Genomic DNA, 16568 nt, shown 5'->3' on the forward strand with positions numbered 1-16568 from the left:
TTTGTCGTTTCAAGACGCTGATATCGCGGGTATTCAGCCGGCGTCGGTGAACGCCAGGTACAGCTCGCGCGCCTGGCGCGCGACCGGGCCGGCTTCGAGCGTGCGGTCTTCGTAGCGGGTGCACGGCGTGACCTTGCCGTAGTTGCCGGTGCTGAAGATCTCGCGCGCGGTATTGAGCTCGGTCGCCTTGACCGTACGTTCCTCGACCTGCACGCCGGCATCGGCCAGCAGCGCCATCACGCGGGCGCGCGTGATCCCCGCCAAAAAGGTGCCGTTCAGGGCCGGCGTCACTACCTTGCCGTCCTCGGTCACCAGGAACAGATTGGATGCTGCGAACTCGGCCACGTGGCCTTCGGCGTCGAGCATGATGGCCTGGTCGAAGCCGCGCTCTTTCGCCTCGCGCATGGCGCGGGTCGAGTTGGCGTACAGGGCCGAGGCCTTGGCGTCGGTCGGCGCCATATTCGGCTGCGGACGGCGCATGGTCGACAGGCAGCTCGAGAAACCGGTGAACGGCGGCAGCGGCGCATCGAACAGGGTCAGCGCGAACTGGCTTTTTTCGGCCACCGGAATCAGGAAGCCCTCGGAGCCGAACACCAGCGGGCGGATATACAGCTCGGCATCCGGCGGGAACTTGGCCACGCCTTCGCGCACCAGCGCTTCCATCTCGTCTACGTCCAAGGGGCAGCGCAGGCCCAGTTTTTCGCTCGACGCGATCACGCGCTCCAGGTGCGGACGCAGGTCGGGCAGCTTGCCGCGGATCGCGCGCGCGCCATCGAAGACCGACGAACCGAGCCACAGGCTGTGGTCCATCGCGCCATACAGGGGGGTGTTACCTTCGGCCCATTGGCCGTTGTAATAAGTGAGGTACATGGTTGCCTTCTCGAACATAAACCGAACCAGTGTAGCGGGGACAGCCCCTTTCCGTCCAGTTGCCCGGACGGCCGGGACCGGTGGCTTACTGTTCGTTGCCACACCATATTTACTGCTCGCCTCGCGTACACTACGGCTTTCCAGTAAAAATTGTTTTCATGCTTGCTACTCTCGAACGGATCGATCCCTACAGCGACAATATCGACCTGCTGGTCGAATTGGTCTGCCACTTGCGCCCGAGCCAGCGCTGGGTGTGGCAGGACGCGGACGATCCGGCCCAGGCGGTGCGCACGCTGACCCAGCTGCTGAAGGGCAATCCGGGCCAGGCCTGGTCACTGCGCCGCTACATCACCACCCTGCTCGAGAAACGCCGGCACACCAGCCTTTACAGCGATATCGGCATCCTGTCGAACGATGGCTTCGTCACCGAACTGAAAGGCCGCATCACCTACCGTTTCCTGCCGCCGGCGCTCGACGACCTGTACCTGTCGGACGCGCTCGACCAGGTGCTGTACCGCGAGGACGACTTCGAATGGATCCGCGCGGTGCCAGACGCCGACTGGATGCAGCTGTTCGACGTGATCGCCAATGCCCCGCCGCCAGAAGACCACGCTCCCGGCCGCGCGCGCGTGGTCACGCTCAAGGGCTTGCTCGATGCGATCCGCACCCTGTCCTGCCGCATCTGCGCGCTCGGCCTCGAGCCGCGCCTGGTGCACAGCTACAGCCAGATCGAGAACTTCGATTCGCCGTTCCTGATGCAGAACATCGAGGCCAACCGCTACCTCGACGAGTACGCGCGCTATCTTGGTGGCGAGCGCGCGCTCCCGGACGACGCACGCCACCTCCTGGTGATGCTCGACCAGTGCGAGGACGTGGTGCTCAAGATCCGGCGCCTGGCGCTGTCGAACGGCACCAGCATCGCCCTCACCTACCTGCTGGTGGCGGTGCAGCAAAGCATCGACCGCCTGCAAAAGCTGCTGTTCCTGGTCGACGTCACCGACGAACAGAGCTCGACGCCGGTGCCGATTCCCGCCGCGCTGGAAGTGATGGACGAGCTGGTGGTCGATGGCGAAGTCCTGGCGCCCGTGGTGCCGGTGGCCGACAAGCCGGGCCAGCTGGCGCCGCTCGAGGCGCCGCTGCTCAGCCCGCGCCAGCGCGCCGCGATCGCCCTGGCCGAAGAGCTGATCGAAGCCCACAACACCAAATACCAGGTGAGCGGCCTGGTGCGCGACAATGTCCACTTGCTGGCGCGCAACGTCACCGAGAACGCCAGCCGCACCGGCGAGCACTACATCGCCGAAGACCGCAAGGACTTGCGCCGCATGCTGTGGTCGTCGTCCGGCGCCGGCTTCATCGTCGGCTTCATGGCGCTGGTAAAAATCCTGATGGGCTATCTGCGCATGCCGCCGCTGATCGAGGCCTTCCTGTTCAGCATGAACTACTCGTTCGGCTTCGTGCTGATCCACATGTTGCACTTCACGGTCGCGACCAAGCAGCCGGCCATGACGGCCCAGCGCATCGCCGCCTCGCTGCACCGCTCGGCCAGCGGGCGCGGGATCGACGTCGACAAGCTGGCCGAACTGGTCAACAAGGTATTCCGCACCCAGATGGTGGCAGTGCTCGGCAACGTGCTGGTGGCCTTCCCGGTCGCCTGGGGCATCGCCGAAGGCGTGCGCTGGTACACCGGCCACCACCTGGTCGACCCGATCAAGGCACTGCACCTGCTCAACGATATCGATCCGCTCCACAGCCCGGCCCTGTTCTACGCGGCCGTGGCCGGCGTCTGGCTGTTCGTCGCCGGCCTGATCTCGGGGTATTACGACAATAAGGCCCTGTATACCCGCATGGGCCAGCGCGTGCAGCAGATCCGCGGCCTGCGCCGGCTGCTGGGCGCCGAGCGCCTGGCGCGGCTGGGCGGCTATGTCGAGGACAATCTCGGCGGCCTGATGGGTAACTTCTTCTTCGGCATCCTGCTCGGCACCACCGGCACCGTCGGCTTCCTGCTCGGCCTGCCGATCGACATCCGCCACATCACCTTCTCGGCCGCCAATTTCGCGACCGCGCTGGTGGCCCTGGACTATGGCATGAGCTGGGCCCAGATCGGCAACGCCGCCGCCGGCGTGCTCCTGATCGGTACCGTCAACCTCCTGGTCAGCTTCGGGCTGGCGCTGTGGGTGGCGCTGCGCGCGCGCAATATCCAGTTCAAGCGCTGGATCCTGCTGGTGCAGGCGCTGGGCCGGCGCTTCGCGTATTCGCCGGTCGAATTCTTCCTGGGACCGCGGCACCGCCAGTTGCCGCCGCCCGACACCGTCTCGTCGAGGGGATCAAAATGAACAAGAAGCGCTTCGCCGCCTGGTTCGGCTTCATCGGTTTCGTTTGCGTCGTGGCCTCGTGCAAGGCCCTGCCCGACCGTAGCACCATCGCCGGAGCGCCCGACAAGGCCGTGCCCACCGTCGCCACCCAGCGTGGGGAACTCAAGGACGGACAGGCGGCGGCGCTGCTCAAGCGGCGCTGGGCGCGCGCCTCGCCCGACCTCAAGCAGCTGGCGGTGCTCGAAGAACAGGCGACCGGCGTGCCGCTCATCGCCGGCAACCAGGTCTCGCTGCTGTTCGACGGCCCGGCGACCATGCGCGCCATGATGGAAGCGGCCAAAAACGCGAAGACCTCGATCAACCTCGAAACCTATATCTTCGACCACGACGAGATCGGCGCCCAGTTCGCCGAGATCCTGATGCAGAAGCGGCGCGACGGCGTGGTGGTCAATATCATCGTCGACGGCGTGGGCACCCTGGCCACGCCCAAGGAATTCTTCGACCGCCTGCGCCAGGCCGGCATCAACGTGCTGGTGTTCAATCCGGTGAACCCGACCAAGCGGCCGGGCAAATGGGCGCTGAATAACCGCGACCACCGCAAGATCATGATCGTCGACGGCAAGGTCGCCTTCACCGGCGGCATCAATATCAGCAGCACCTACGCCAACAGCTCGCTGTTCCGCTCCAATAAGCGGGCCGGCAAGGTCAACGAGGAAGACGTCGGCTGGCGCGATACCCACATCAAGATCGAAGGCCCGGCGGTCGGCGCGCTGCAATGGGCGTTCATCGACAACTGGGTGCACCAGGACGCGGGCGAGCTGCCCCAGATCGACTACTTCCCCAAGCTCGCGCCGGTCGGCGAGAAGGTGGTGCGGGTGCTGGCCACCTCGCCCGACCGCGATTCGGAGATCTATAAATCGCTGGTGCTGGCGATCGGCGAAGCGAAGAAATCGATCCACATGACGGCCGCCTATTTCGTGCCCGACCAGCAGATCGTCGACGGCCTGGTCGCGGCCGCACAACGTGGGGTCCAGGTGCAGCTGGTGCTGCCGGGCGTGTCGGACCACGACTTCATCAAGTATGCGGGCGAGTCGTTCTACCAAGCGCTGCTCGAGGGCGGCGTGGAGATCTACCAGCTGCAGGTGGCGGTGCTGCACGCCAAGACCACGGTGATCGACGGCATGTGGTCGTCGATCGGCTCGGCCAATATCGACCGCCGGAGCTTCATCCACAACTACGAGGTCAATGTGGTGGTGCTCGATCCGCACTTCGGGCGCGATATGGAGGCGGCGTTCCGCGAAGACTTGCGGCACTCGAAGCAGATCAAGCTCGACGAGTGGAAGCGGCGGCCGTGGGGCGATCGGCTGCGCGAGATGATGTCGCGCCTGACCGAGTACTGGATCTAGAAAGCCGTCGGGTTGGCGGCTTCGCCGCCGACGCGTCGATCGTTATCGGCGCCGTTTTCGCGCCGGATGATTCTGCGGCCAACCATCACCGCGTCGGCGGCAGAGCCGCCTACCCTACGCATACCCGGTCACAGGCCGGCCGCCAGCATCCCGTCGCTATGCGGCGACCAGATGCTGCCGGCCCGGACGAACTTCTCGGTCGTCACCAGTTCGAACTTGCCGCCCACCACATCCCAGCCATAGCGGTCGATCTCGACCCGCTGCGGCTCGACCCGCACCACATTGAATGAATTGACCTCGCCGCGCCCCCGCGTGGAAGTCGCGGTGCCGGCCTGGATCACCAGCGCAGCATATTCGGCGATCTGGTAGCGCGCCGCCGTGCTGCCGGCGTGGCTGGCGTGCATGTGGCCGGCCATCAGGATGTCGACATTCGTCTGCGCGAACACTTCCATCGCCATCGGCGCACGTACCACCAGGTCGCGCCTTTCGTAGTGCTCAGGGAGGTCGAAGGGGTGGTGGGTGACGACGATGCGCGTGACCTGCGGCCCCAGGCCGGCCAGGCGATCGCGCAAGCCGGCAACCTGCTCCTGGCTGATGCGGCCGTCCTTGATGGTCAGCGAGCGCGCGGTGTTGACGCCCACCACGGCGATCTCGTCGTCGATGAAGACCGGTTCCAGCTCGTCGGTAATGAAGCGCCTGTAGCGCGCCAGGGGCCGCACGAAGCGGCGCAGCACGTTGTACAGCGAGATGTCGTGGTTGCCCGGCACGATGATCTGCGGCCCGGGCAGCGTATCGAGGAAGGCGCGCGCCTGTTCGAATTCCTCGACCCTGGCGCGCTGGGTCAGGTCGCCCGAGATCACGACCACGTCGGCCGCGATGCGCTCGACCAGCTCGCGCAAGGGGCCCAGCAAGGCCTGGTCGACGCGGCCGAAGTGCAGGTCGGACAGGTGAACGAGGGTACGCATCGGGTCTCCTTTTTTCAGATCTCTTGCGGCGGCGCCCCGCCCGCCGCGCCGCGTTCGCGCGCGGCCCGGGCATGGCGCCGGTTGAGGGTGGCGGTGCCGCCGATGCAGATCGCCAGCCAGCCGCAGCCTTCGGCCAGGGCCGCCAGGATGTCGGTCAGGTAGTGCGCACCGAGGTACATGCGCGAGAACGCGATCAGGCCGATCATCAGCGCGGCCAGCAGGAACGGCAGCAGGCGTCCCGCCCAGGAGCTGGCCCGGCGCGCGAAATAGCAGGCCAGCAGGCCATAGAGCACGGTGGCGGCCATCGTGTGCCCGCTCGGGAAGCTGTAGGTGGTGAGCGTGAGGATGGGCTCCTCGAAATGCGGCCGCGCGCGCTCGAAGGTGTGCTTGAGCGCGACATTGAGCAGCATCCCGCCCGGCACGCTCGCGACCAGCGCGATCGGCCAGTAGCGATGGCCGCGCCGGACCAGCCATATACCGACGCCGGCGGCGATCGCGAGCACGCCGGGCGTGCTGTGGACGTGGGTCAGGACCAGCAGCGCATCGCGCAGCAGGCCCCCCTGGCTCGCGTGCGCATGCAGCCATCCGGCCACCGCCACGTCGAGCCGGGTGATCGGGGCGCCGGCAACCACCGCCCCGGCCAGGTGGGCGAAGCCCGCCATCGCGAGCAGCAGCAGGACCACCCCGACAGTCAGGTGCAGGCCATATTCGCCCTCGGGCGAGAAGCGGGCGGCGGCGAAACGGTGGAGGCGGGGCAGGCTCTTGGTCATGGTGGGCAGATTATGACCGACTTGGCGAAAAAACCACACACACAAAAAAACACTGTGTATTTGAACAGTAGCTGTAGATTTATACAGTGGTTGTGTTATTCTTTCCTCACTGCACAACCACTTCGACACAAGGAAACGAACATGACCACTCTGAACAGCTCCTTCGGCCTGGAACACGCACCTGTCCCCTTCCTGGCACGCATCGGCCGCCGCGAGATCCTCGTCACCCGCGATTTCCGCAAGCGCTTCTATGCCGTCAATCCGATCATCGAGTGCGACACCGGCGTCGAGGCCGGCCACGTCGAGATCCTGCTGTTCCGCCGCTGGCTGCTCATCTTGTCCAAGGCTCACTGATCCGGCACGGCATGCGGTAGAAACCGAATAAGGATTGTTGAATATATTCGTTTTCTTTCTATGGGCTGAGATCGTACGCTACGGTTTCCCACCCTCCAGAAAGATAATAAATGCTTCGCAAAACCTTCATTCGTTCCCTCGCAGCACTGACGCTGCTGGTACAAACCTCGGCTTTCGCCGCCGACGTGAACCTGCTCAATGTGTCGTACGACCCGACCCGCGAGCTGTACCATGAGTTCGACGCTGCTTTCGCCAAGCACTGGAAAGCCAAGACGGGCGACAACGTCAATGTGAAGCAATCGCACGGCGGTTCGGGCAAGCAGGCGCGTTCGGTGATCGACGGCCTGCAGGCAGACGTCGTCACCCTGGCGCTGGCCTATGACATCGACGCCATCCGCGACAAGGGCCTGATCAATCCGGGCTGGGAACAAAAGCTGCAATACCACAGCGCGCCATACACCTCGACCATCGTGTTCCTGGTGCGCAAGGGTAACCCCAAGAAGATCAAGGACTGGAACGATCTGGTCAAGCCGGGTGTCTCGGTGATCACGCCGAATCCGAAGACCTCGGGCGGCGCGCGCTGGAACCACCTCGCGGCCTATGGCTACGCGCTGCGCCAGCCGGGCGGCAATCCGCAGAAGGCGGCCGAATTCCTGGGCGCGCTGTACAAGAACGTGCCGGTGCTCGACTCGGGCGCCCGCGGTTCAACGACGACCTTCGTCGAGCGTGGCATTGGCGACGTGCTGCTGGCCTGGGAAAACGAGGCGCTGCTGGCGCTGCGCGAACTCGGCCCCGATAAATTCGAGATCGTCGCGCCGTCGCTGAGCATCCTGGCCGAGCCGCCGGTGGCCGTGGTCGACAAGAACGTCGACAAGAAAGGCACCCGCAAGGTGGCCCAGGCCTATCTCGAATACCTGTACAGCGACGAAGGCCAGGACATCATCGCCAAGAACTACTACCGCCCTGCGGTCGACAAGTTCGCCAAGAAATACGCGTCGCAGTTCCCGCAGATCAAGTTGATCCAGATCAACGAGCTGGGCGGCTGGACCACGGCCCAGAAGGCGCACTTCGCTGACGGCGGCATCTTCGACCAGATCTACACCAAGAAGTAATCGGTAATACGCATCACCTCGGCATCCCTGTCTCCTGACGCCGTTCCGCCTCTGGTGGAACGGCGTTTTTTTTGTCGGACGCCACCTCTGCACGTGCACACGCCACCCGCGCGCCAAAAAATCCCTTGACATAGCAAACTCGGTCACGAAGTGAACATTTCACTAACTCGTGGCCTGCCGCGCATCGCATTCGCGAACGCGGCAGTCCTTCCCTGCACCACACCGAACACGGAAAGGATCGCGCAATGTCAGTCAAACTCCGCAGGATCAACGAACAAGTCATGGTCATCACCGGCGCCACCAGCGGCATCGGCCTGTCGACCGCCCGCATGGCCGCCGAGCGCGGCGCCCGGCTGGTGCTGGCGGCGCGCGCCGACGATGCCCTCGACGAACTCGCCCACGAACTGCGCGCACGCGGCGCCCTGGTCGTCACCGTCCCCGCCGACGTCGGCAAGATCGAGGACGTCGAGCGCATCGGCGACGCCGCCATCCGCGAATTCGGCCGCATCGATACCTGGGTCAACAATGCCGGCATCTCGATCTTCGGCCGCATCGAAGACGTCTCGCCCGCCGACCACCACCGCCTGTTCCAGACCAATTTCTGGGGCGTGGTGAACGGCTCGCTGGAAGCAGTCAAGCACATGAAGCAGCGCGGCGGCGGCGCCCTGATCAACCTGGGCAGCGAACTGTCCGACCACGGCATCCCGCTGCAGGGCATGTACGCCGCTTCCAAGCACGCGGTGAAAGGCTTCACCGATTCGCTGCGGATGGAACTCGAGAAGGAGGGCGCGCCGATGTCGGTCACCCTGGTCAAGCCGTCGGGCATCGACACCATGTTCGCGGTACACGCCAAAAACTATATGGAGAAGGAACCGAAGCTGCCGGCGCCGGTATATGCGCCGGAACTGGTGGCCGACGCCATCTTGTATGCGGCCCAACATCCGAAGCGCGACGTATTCGTCGGCGGCGCGGCCAAGATGAATTCGTCGGGCGCCCGCTTCTTGCCGCGCGCCTTCGACAAGTATGTGACGGCGACCATGTTCAAGAACCAGAAGATGGACATCCCGACCGACCCGGGCCGCCGCGACGCCCTGCACAAGCCGGACCACACGCGCGAACTGCGCGAGCGCCAGGGCTCGCCGCACCGCGTCCATGAGCGCAGCCCCTACACCGCGGCCCAGCTGCGCTCGAAGCAGATCACCACCGCCCTGCTGGGCGGCGGCGCGCTGCTAGCGGCCTTCGCCCTGAGTCGGCGGACGGCTCGTTAAGAACTCGGTGTCCTCCTCGGTCAGCGGCAGGTCGGGGATGGACTCGATGCGGTCGGTATCGATGTCGGCGCCATCCCTGGCCACCGCATCGCGGCCGGCCGCGGCCCGTTCGCCGGTGCCGCCCATATCGCTGTCGCCCGAGAAATCGGCGTCGCCGACGTCGGGACCGGCGGTGTCGCCGGCGTGGCTCGCTTCGAGGTCGGATGTCGTGCCTTCATCGAAATCGAGCACCTGGTCGGGATCGAGATTGGCCGCAAAGCCGGGGCCGCCGACGACGTCGCTGCCGGTGTCCGAAATATCGCTCGGGCCAAGCGCGTCGATGCCATGGCCCTTGCCCAGGCTGCGGTCAGGGCGTTCCGGGAAGTTATCGGGGTCGAGTGTGCTGGTGCCAGTCATATTGCCTCCTCATGTGTTGATGAACCATGGAGACAGAGTACTGAATTTCGCCGCTTGTTGTCGCCGCGCTGGCAGCGCGGTTCGGCCTCAGAACGCGCGCCGCATTCCGACGTTGAGCGAGGAGCCGTTGCCAGGCTTGATGCCCAGGTGCTCGCCGGCCAGGTGCTGGATGTGCGAGTAGGCGGCATAGAAATCCATCCGGCGCGACACGGCGTAGGTGGCGCCGACGGCGAGCTGGCGCGCATCGTTGTTGGACGGGTCGCGGTCGTTGCGGCGCACGTAGGACGCCAGCACCGTGGTCTGGCGCGAGATCGGCACGGCCACCCCCATCAGCACGTCGCGGCTGTCGGTCGAGCGCGTGGCGGCGACGCTGGCGCCATAGGGGTTATCGGGATTGAACAGCGGCGAGTTGCCCCAGCCGCGGTTGGCGCTGTAGGCGGTGTAGGCCGTGCCCCAGTCGAAACGCATATTGGCGGCGACGATGGAATTGCGGGCCGCCATGGTGATGTCGACCTCGTTGTAGCGCGTGACCTTGGCCACGTTGCGGTTCTGGTGGGCGGCGCGGATGTTCAGCGGGCCAAGGTTCACGCCGACCGTCATGCCCCAGGCGCGTCCCGATTGCGAACCGTCGACATCGCCCTTGCGCCACTTGCCGCCGGCACTAAAGTTGGCAAAGCGGCCTTCGAAGCCTTCGCTGTCATCGGCGCGCATGCCGCGCGGCGCAGCCTGGGCAGACAGGCCGCCCTGGAACGGATCGCCCACTTCGTTCAGGGTGGTGTAGTCGAGGTTGTACTGGCGCCTGGCCATGAATGCGGCCTGCTGCTCGCGTTCGCGCGCTGTCTCGCCTTCGCTCTCGGGCGCCGACTCGCGCATGAAGATCGACGCCGCGGCCGGCACCGCTTCGGCACGCGCGACCAATTGCAGCTCGGCCAGGCAGTCTGGCCCGCAAACGGCTTCCTGGATCGCCCCGGCGCCGGCACCTTCGTGAAAGGATGCCGGTGCGTTCTGCGCCGAGGCGCACGCCGCGCTCCCTCCGAGCACAGCCACTGCGACGATGGACATTCTCATGGCGTCAATCTCTCCCTGACACCTACTATCCGCCTGTTATGGCAGCCTGATCTGTCTAATACCTCACATAACCGAGAGTTTCAGCGTCATCATGCGCCAACGCATTGCCTTGCGCGCTGCCTTGATCCGCCTCACTGTTCTGTACCGTACACCGAAACAGTAAGCCAAGGCAATCTTTACGATCAAACTCGAATGGTGAACCTAGCGCCGCAGCGATGCGAAGGCGGCCGGCTCCCACTCGCGCAGCGCCAGCAGCAGGCCGCTGCCGGTGCGCTGCGCCAGCGGCGCGGCCAGGCTTTCCTCATGCAGCTGCGCGAAGCGGGCGCGCATCAGGCGCAGCTCGTGCTGCAGCTTGGCGCGCGCGCTTTCGGTCAGCATGCCGTGCACGAAATCGAGCGTTTCGCCTGCGCCATCGAAACCGCCGGCGACGAAGTCGGGCATGCCCTGCTGGTTGAAGTAGCGCCGGATCGGACCGTCGGCCTGCCAGTCGAAGTCACGCGCCACATTGACGCGGATCCGGTTGCCGGGCAGGAGCGTGATCAGTTGCAGGCGATCAAGGCGCAGCAGGTATTGCAGGCACTCGGATTCGCTCATCCGGTAGACGTTCAGGATATCGAGCATGCGCCATTGATTCAGCGCGCAGACTGCCACCAGCAGCAGCTTGTCGTCCTGCACCAGCTCGCTTTCCTGCTCGGCGCTCAGCGTGCGCAGGCGGCGCTGTCCGTTCTGGGCTTCCTGTGCGATCTCGGCCAGGGTGAAGCCGAGCAGGCTGCAGATTTCCACGATGCGCTCGAGCGTGAACTGCTCGCTGGCGAACAGGCGCTTGATGCTCGGTTCGGACAAGTCGAGCGCGACGGCGACGTCGCGGTAGGTCAGGCCTTGCAGCTTCAGTTGGCGCTTGATGGTGGCGATGATCTGGCTGATTTGGGTCATGGTGTACGAAGCTCGGAAAGTGGAACGCGAGGCAGGCCAGGCAGGAAAGGCGCAGGCCCGCTCGTAATAACCCGTAATAATAACTCCGAAACCATGAGTCAAATAGGGCCGACTAAATATACTGAAAGAAATTTGTTTCCAAACATATATTTTGGACGAAACAGTAACGCTTGTGTTGACATCTCCGCCAAATAATTTGTCTAAAAATTGCAATTGATAGAAGGATTCTGATTTAGAAGCTATATATAAAGGACATTTTTACTGGGTTTTTCATATTTTTGACAATAGACGTTTTCAGTCCGAAACCCTTTACATGGTTGAGCTGGCACACTCTGGCGGAACGAGTCGGTTACCATGGGGGACACCATTCCAACCATGACACAGGAGACCCCCGATGCCGACTTCCCCTTTCGCTCCCCTGCTCGCCGCCGCGCTGGCGATGACCGCACCACTGGCATTCGCGGCGACCGCCGGCCCGGTGGTGACGATCGATAGCGGCAAGGTCGAGGGAAAGGTCGACGAGGGCATCGCGAGCTGGAAGGGCATCCCCTTCGCTGCCCCGCCCGTGGGCAGCCTGCGCTGGCGCGCGCCGCAAGCCGTGCAGCCCTGGACCGGGGTGCGCCAGGCGACCAGCCATGCGGCCGACTGCATGCAACTGCCCTTCCCCAGCGATGCCGCGCCGCTCGGCACCAAGCCCGCTGAAGACTGCCTGTACCTGAACGTCTGGAAGCCGGCCGCCAGCCAGGGCAAGCTCCCGGTGCTGGTCTGGATCTATGGCGGCGGCTTCGTCAACGGCGGCTCGTCGCCGCCGACCTATTCCGGCGCGGAACTGGCGAAACAGGGCGTCGTGGTCATCAGCTTCAACTACCGGATCGGCCGCTTCGGTTTCTTCGCCCATCCGCAACTGACGCGCGAGGCGGGCGACAAGACCCCGCTCGGCAACTACGGCTTCATGGACCAGGTCGCGGCGCTGCAGTGGATCAAGCGCAATGCTGCCGCCTTCGGCGGCGACCCGGCCAATGTGACCATCACTGGCGAATCGGCGGGCGGCATGTCGGTCAATGCGCTGCTGACTTCGCCCCTGAGCCAGGGATTGTTCGCCAAGGCGGTCGTGATGTCGGGCGGCGATGGAAATACCGCGCCGACGCCGCTGGCTGGCGTCGAGAAGATCGGCCAGGACTTCGCGGCCGCCAAGGGCATCGCCTCCGACGATCCGAAAGCGCTCGACAAGCTGCGCGCGCTGCCGGCCGAACAGGTGGTCGATGGCATGAACCTGGCCACCTTCGGGCAGCCGGCCGCCGCCGCGACCTACCATGGGCCTTTCGTCGACGGCAAGCTGGCGATCGACTCCGGCGCCGCCTTTGCCGCGGGCCGCATGCACAAGGTGCCGGTGATGATCGGCGCCACCAGCGCCGACATCGGCGGCAAGACGGGCTATATGGTCGCCGGCGCGCGCAGCCTGGCGGCGACACTGGCCGGTCACGGGGCGCCGGTGTATGCCTACCGTTTCTCGTACGTGGCCGACTCGGTAGCCAAGCCGGGCGCCGGCGCCGGCCATGCGACCGACATCCCCTTCTTCTTCGATACGGTGGCCGTCAAGTATGGCGAACAGGCGACGCAGAAGGATATCGCCGTGGGCAAGGCGATGAGCACGTACATGGTCAATTTTGCCAAGCGCGGCGATCCGAATGGGGCGGGCTTGCCGGCATGGCCGCGCTACGGGCGCGCCAGCGACGAGCTGATGGACTTCGCCGCGAGCGGCAAGCCGGTCGCGCAGAAAGACCCATGGGCGGGCGAGATCGACGCGGCGCAGACGGCCAGGCCAGCAAGCCGTTAGGCCGCCAGGCCGCGCATTTGCGGACGGGGACACCGCGCGGTGCACCCCGTCGCGCTACCGGTCAACGCAGGCGCAACTCGTACTTCGACGTGATGTTCTGGCGCGCCGCATTGCGCATCATGTAGATCTTGACGCGGTAGGTGCCGGCGCCGGGCAATGCGCCGCTGAAGGAATCTCCCTTCATGGACCCGACGAACAGGGCCTCGGGCTTGCCGTCCTGTAGCAGGTTGAAGAATGTCGACCGGTTATTCGTATCCAGGTCGATCCGCACTTTCTGGCCGGCGGTCGCCTCGAACACATACTCGGCGGCGGCATGGCCGCGGATCGAGCCTTTGTACGCAGCTGGCTTGCCGGCTGCCGGCAAGGTGATCCTGGTTGAACTGTCGTCTTCCCTGGCATGCGCCGGCACTGAGAACGCCATTACGGCAACGGTGGCCGCGACTATCATTTTCGCTATCTGCATCGATGTCCCCTCATGAAAAACCTGCCTGTATTTTTGGCCTGCTCACGATGCGCCTGCAGTAGCTACCCGGCGTGAATAATCGATTGGGCGACTCAACAGTGCACCTGTTTCGAATGTAGCATGGGATGATCTCCATGTCGCCCTATCCCGTAATTACAAGAATGTAAGGAGCCTGCCATGTCGACATCGTCAAGCATGACCGTTGTTTTTGCGGCCGTCCTGTGCGCCGCCTGCAGTATCGGAGCACCGCCGGCCGGCGGGTCCGCGGGACAAGACAGCAAGCAGACCGCCCTGGTCGGCACGACCTGGCAGCTGCACGAAATCCAGTCCATGGACGACGCACAAGGCGTGACCCGCCCCCAGCCCGGTCGCATCTACACCGTGCATTTGTCGCCCGACGGACGCGCCGCGCTCCAACTGGACTGCAATCGCGGCACGACCTCGTACACGCAAGAAGCGGGCGAGCCGGGTCGTGGCGTCATCTCGTTCGCTAATGTGGCCATGACCCGGATGATGTGTCCGGAGGGGTCGCTCGACACCCGTATCGCCAGGGACATGGGCAACGTGCGTTCCTACACCCTGCAGGGAGGGACGTTATCGATGAGCCTGATGGCCGACGGCGGCATCTATGTCTGGAAGCCGGTTCCGGCCGCCCTGCCCTCCCGCTAGGCCTGGCGCGCTCACGCAGGCAGGCTTGCTCAGCGCTCGTTCGGGTAGGCGCTGGGCGGGAGTCCGACGTGGCGACTGAACGCGGTGCTGAAACTGCTGGCGGAGCCATAGCCGATGCGGTCGGCGATGTCGGCGAGGGCGAATTTCTTTTGCCTTAGCAGGTTCTTGGCCAGCGCCATGCGCCAGGCCAGGAGGTATTCCATCGGTGCGACACCTACGCCCCGGGAGAACCGGTCGAAGAATGCGGTCCTGGACAAGGCGGCCTTCTCGGCCAGTGCTTTTACCGTCCATGGATAGGCGGGGTCGCCATGCATGTGGCGGATGGCGATGCCGATGCGCGGGTCGGCCAGCCCGCGCAGCAGACCGTGGGATGCCGCGTTCAACGGCGCCGATCGCAGGGCTTCGACCAGCAGTACTTCGACCAGCCTGGCCAGCACCAGGTTGCGGCCCGATCGCTGCTCGAGGGATTCGTCCCGCACCAGTTGCACCAGCACGGTCAGCCGCTCGACGCCGCGCAGGTGGAGCAGCGTCGGCAGGAGCGACACCAGCAGGCTGGCGTCGGGGGAATCGAAGGCGAAGTAACCGCCGAGCATTTGCGTCTCTGGCGGGCCTTCCTGGCGACCATGGCGTATCTCGATGTCCTGGCTTGGTGGCGCGGCCGGGTCCATCTCGACCGGGATGGCGGGGGCGGTGCTCGACAGCGTGAATCCGGGAGTCCGGGGCATGAGGACGAAATCGCCTGCCTTCAGCAGCACCGCCTCCTGGCCATCGACCGCCAGCACGCATTCGCCGGCCAGCATCGTGCAGAAGCTCGGCACGCCAAATTCAGAATAACGGACGGCCCAGGCGCCGGCGCCCGCGATCACCTTCGAGAAGACCGCCCGCGGTTTCAGTAAACCGATGACCTCAGCCAGCGGGTCCACCATGTTCGGACTCCTGCGAATGAAATATGGATTCTGGATTATAGCCAATCCGGGTATGGCGCTTTAAAGTCACCTTACTCCCACCTCACCAAAGAAGCTGCAATGAAAACGATCTTGATCACCGGCTGCTCGTCCGGCTATGGCCTGGAAACCGCCCGCCTGTTTCACCAGCAAGGATGGCAGGTCGTCGCGACGATGCGTACGCCGGATCCCGTTGTGCTGGCGCCTGCCGAGCGGTTGCGGATCGTGGCGCTGGATGTGACGCGGGCCGACAGCATCGGGCAGGCGCTGGCGCTTGCCGGGCCGATCGATGTGCTGGTGAACAATGCCGGCATCGGATTGTTCGGGGCGTTCGAGGCGACGCCGATGGCGACCGTGCGTGACATCTTCGAGACCAATACCTTCGGCACCATGGCGATGACGCAGGCGGTGGTGCCGCAGTTTCGCGCGCGGCGCTCGGGGCTCGTGATCAATGTGACGTCGAGCGCTACGCTGGCGCCCTTCCCGCTCGTCGCGGCTTATACGGCGAGCAAGACGGCGGTCGAGGGGTTCACGGAATCGCTGGCGCTGGAGCTGGCCGAGTTTGGCGTGCGCGTGAAACTGATTGAACCGGGGTACGGGCCGACCACGCGCTTCGCATCGAATGGCGCGCAGCGGATGCAGGGGCTGCTGCCCGAAGCCTATATGCCGCTGGCGCAGTCGATCTTCGCGACGCTTGGGCAGTCGAGCGCGGTGACAACGGAAGCGGCGGTGGCGGAAGCGGTGTGGCGGGCGGCGAACGATGCGGGTGAAACGCTGCGCTATCCGGCTGGAGAAGATGCGGTGGAGCTAGCCGGCTGAGGATTTTCCGCCTCGGTACCAGACCACAGCGGTACTGCGGGCGCCGGCCCAGATAAACTTCTAATCACCGCAACATATGCGGAGATTACAGGGATTAATCACCGCGCTGCGACCCTGAAATAACGCTGAAGCAGCGGATGTACCATGACGCATTCCTTGTGTTTGAAGCGGGAAAGCGGATTCAGCACAGAAGCCGATTTTGATTGTTTGGTGCTGCGAGAAGACGAACAAAGCCCCGATTGCGAGGCTCTTGTTCAGTATGCTTGGCGGAAGCGGTGAGATTCGAACTCACGAACGGCTCACACCGTCGGCAGTTTTCAAGACTACGGCCAAAAGGTTTACGGCTCAGCTACTTATCGAACAATCGTCTCCGCAGGGTGTG

At 64.6% G+C, this 16568-nt stretch carries 16 protein-coding genes; 8 read left to right on the top strand and 8 right to left on the bottom strand.

The genetic code is table 11. The features are described from left to right. Positions 1-33 precede the first annotated feature (33 nt). On the bottom strand, positions 34-870 hold the full coding sequence (locus tag E8M83_RS12470) for a branched-chain amino acid aminotransferase (RefSeq protein ID WP_137173679.1): 837 nt from the start codon (positions 868-870) through the stop codon (positions 34-36). Between the two features lie 158 nt (positions 871-1028). On the opposite strand from E8M83_RS12470, the gene E8M83_RS12475 reads away from it, so the two are divergent. Together E8M83_RS12475 and cls are read left to right on the top strand one after the other, a co-directional pair. Then, a complete protein-coding gene (locus E8M83_RS12475) occupies positions 1029-3203 on the top strand; it encodes a site-specific recombinase (RefSeq protein ID WP_137173680.1) in 2175 nt (724 codons plus the stop codon). Then, the gene (gene cls / locus E8M83_RS12480; RefSeq protein ID WP_137173681.1) at positions 3200-4588 is read left to right on the top strand and encodes a cardiolipin synthase; all 1389 of its coding nucleotides are present in this window, start codon (positions 3200-3202) and stop codon (positions 4586-4588) included. Before E8M83_RS12475 ends, cls begins: the two co-directional genes overlap by 4 nt. A gap of 128 nt (positions 4589-4716) precedes the next feature. Here cls and E8M83_RS12485 read toward each other — a convergent pair whose 3' ends face one another. Together E8M83_RS12485 and E8M83_RS12490 are read right to left on the bottom strand one after the other, a co-directional pair. After that, a complete protein-coding gene (locus E8M83_RS12485; protein ID WP_137173682.1) occupies positions 4717-5553 on the bottom strand; it encodes a metallophosphoesterase in 837 nt (278 codons plus the stop codon). Between the two features lie 14 nt (positions 5554-5567). After that, entirely contained in the window at positions 5568-6323 is a 756-nt protein-coding gene (locus E8M83_RS12490; protein ID WP_137173683.1) for a phosphatase PAP2 family protein, read from the bottom strand. A gap of 141 nt (positions 6324-6464) precedes the next feature. Here E8M83_RS12490 and E8M83_RS12495 point away from each other — a divergent pair, with 141 nt between their 5' ends. The 3 genes from E8M83_RS12495 to E8M83_RS12505 all read left to right on the top strand — a co-directional run bounded on the left by E8M83_RS12495 (position 6465) and on the right by E8M83_RS12505 (position 9057). After that, positions 6465-6677: a hypothetical protein gene (locus E8M83_RS12495; RefSeq protein WP_137173684.1), complete on the top strand. Its 213-nt coding sequence runs from the start codon at positions 6465-6467 to the stop codon at positions 6675-6677. A 110-nt stretch (positions 6678-6787) separates the two neighbouring features. Further along, positions 6788-7789, top strand: coding sequence for a sulfate ABC transporter substrate-binding protein (locus E8M83_RS12500; protein WP_137173685.1), 1002 nt, complete (start codon positions 6788-6790; stop codon positions 7787-7789). 245 nt (positions 7790-8034) lie between these two features. Continuing rightward, positions 8035-9057 carry an SDR family oxidoreductase gene (locus E8M83_RS12505; RefSeq protein WP_137173686.1) on the top strand — a complete coding sequence of 341 codons (1023 nt, stop codon included), beginning with the start codon at positions 8035-8037 and terminating at the stop codon, positions 9055-9057. On the opposite strand, the gene E8M83_RS12510 is transcribed toward E8M83_RS12505, so the two are convergent. The 3 genes from E8M83_RS12510 to E8M83_RS12520 form a co-directional block, all read right to left on the bottom strand. After that, positions 9019-9453, bottom strand: a complete 435-nt coding sequence (locus E8M83_RS12510; RefSeq protein WP_137173687.1) for a hypothetical protein — start codon at positions 9451-9453, stop codon at positions 9019-9021. The genes E8M83_RS12505 and E8M83_RS12510 overlap by 39 nt on opposite strands. Before the next feature lie 87 nt (positions 9454-9540). Next, the gene (locus tag E8M83_RS12515) at positions 9541-10515 is read right to left on the bottom strand and encodes a porin (protein WP_229491504.1); all 975 of its coding nucleotides are present in this window, start codon (positions 10513-10515) and stop codon (positions 9541-9543) included. Positions 10516-10722: 207 nt separating this feature from the next. After that, positions 10723-11454 carry a helix-turn-helix transcriptional regulator gene (locus E8M83_RS12520; protein ID WP_137173689.1) on the bottom strand — a complete coding sequence of 244 codons (732 nt, stop codon included), beginning with the start codon at positions 11452-11454 and terminating at the stop codon, positions 10723-10725. 394 nt (positions 11455-11848) lie between these two features. Between E8M83_RS12520 and E8M83_RS12525 the strand changes: the two genes are divergently transcribed. Then, a complete protein-coding gene (locus E8M83_RS12525; protein WP_137173690.1) occupies positions 11849-13291 on the top strand; it encodes a carboxylesterase/lipase family protein in 1443 nt (480 codons plus the stop codon). A 61-nt stretch (positions 13292-13352) separates the two neighbouring features. Here E8M83_RS12525 and E8M83_RS12530 read toward each other — a convergent pair whose 3' ends face one another. Next, positions 13353-13754 carry a hypothetical protein gene (locus E8M83_RS12530; RefSeq protein WP_170976781.1) on the bottom strand — a complete coding sequence of 134 codons (402 nt, stop codon included), beginning with the start codon at positions 13752-13754 and terminating at the stop codon, positions 13353-13355. Between the two features lie 177 nt (positions 13755-13931). Between E8M83_RS12530 and E8M83_RS12535 the strand changes: the two genes are divergently transcribed. Next, positions 13932-14423, top strand: coding sequence for an META domain-containing protein (locus E8M83_RS12535; protein ID WP_137173692.1), 492 nt, complete (start codon positions 13932-13934; stop codon positions 14421-14423). 29 nt (positions 14424-14452) lie between these two features. On the opposite strand, the gene E8M83_RS12540 is transcribed toward E8M83_RS12535, so the two are convergent. Beyond that, positions 14453-15349: an AraC family transcriptional regulator gene (locus tag E8M83_RS12540; protein ID WP_137173693.1), complete on the bottom strand. Its 897-nt coding sequence runs from the start codon at positions 15347-15349 to the stop codon at positions 14453-14455. A gap of 99 nt (positions 15350-15448) precedes the next feature. Here E8M83_RS12540 and E8M83_RS12545 point away from each other — a divergent pair, with 99 nt between their 5' ends. Next, complete coding sequence (locus E8M83_RS12545; RefSeq protein WP_137173694.1) at positions 15449-16186, top strand: SDR family oxidoreductase; 738 nt, start codon at positions 15449-15451, stop codon at positions 16184-16186. The last annotated feature ends 382 nt before the right edge of the window (positions 16187-16568 follow it).

It is taken from the genome of Massilia sp. HP4 (assembly GCF_005222695.1).
Classification (GTDB): Bacteria; Pseudomonadota; Gammaproteobacteria; order Burkholderiales; family Burkholderiaceae_D; genus Telluria.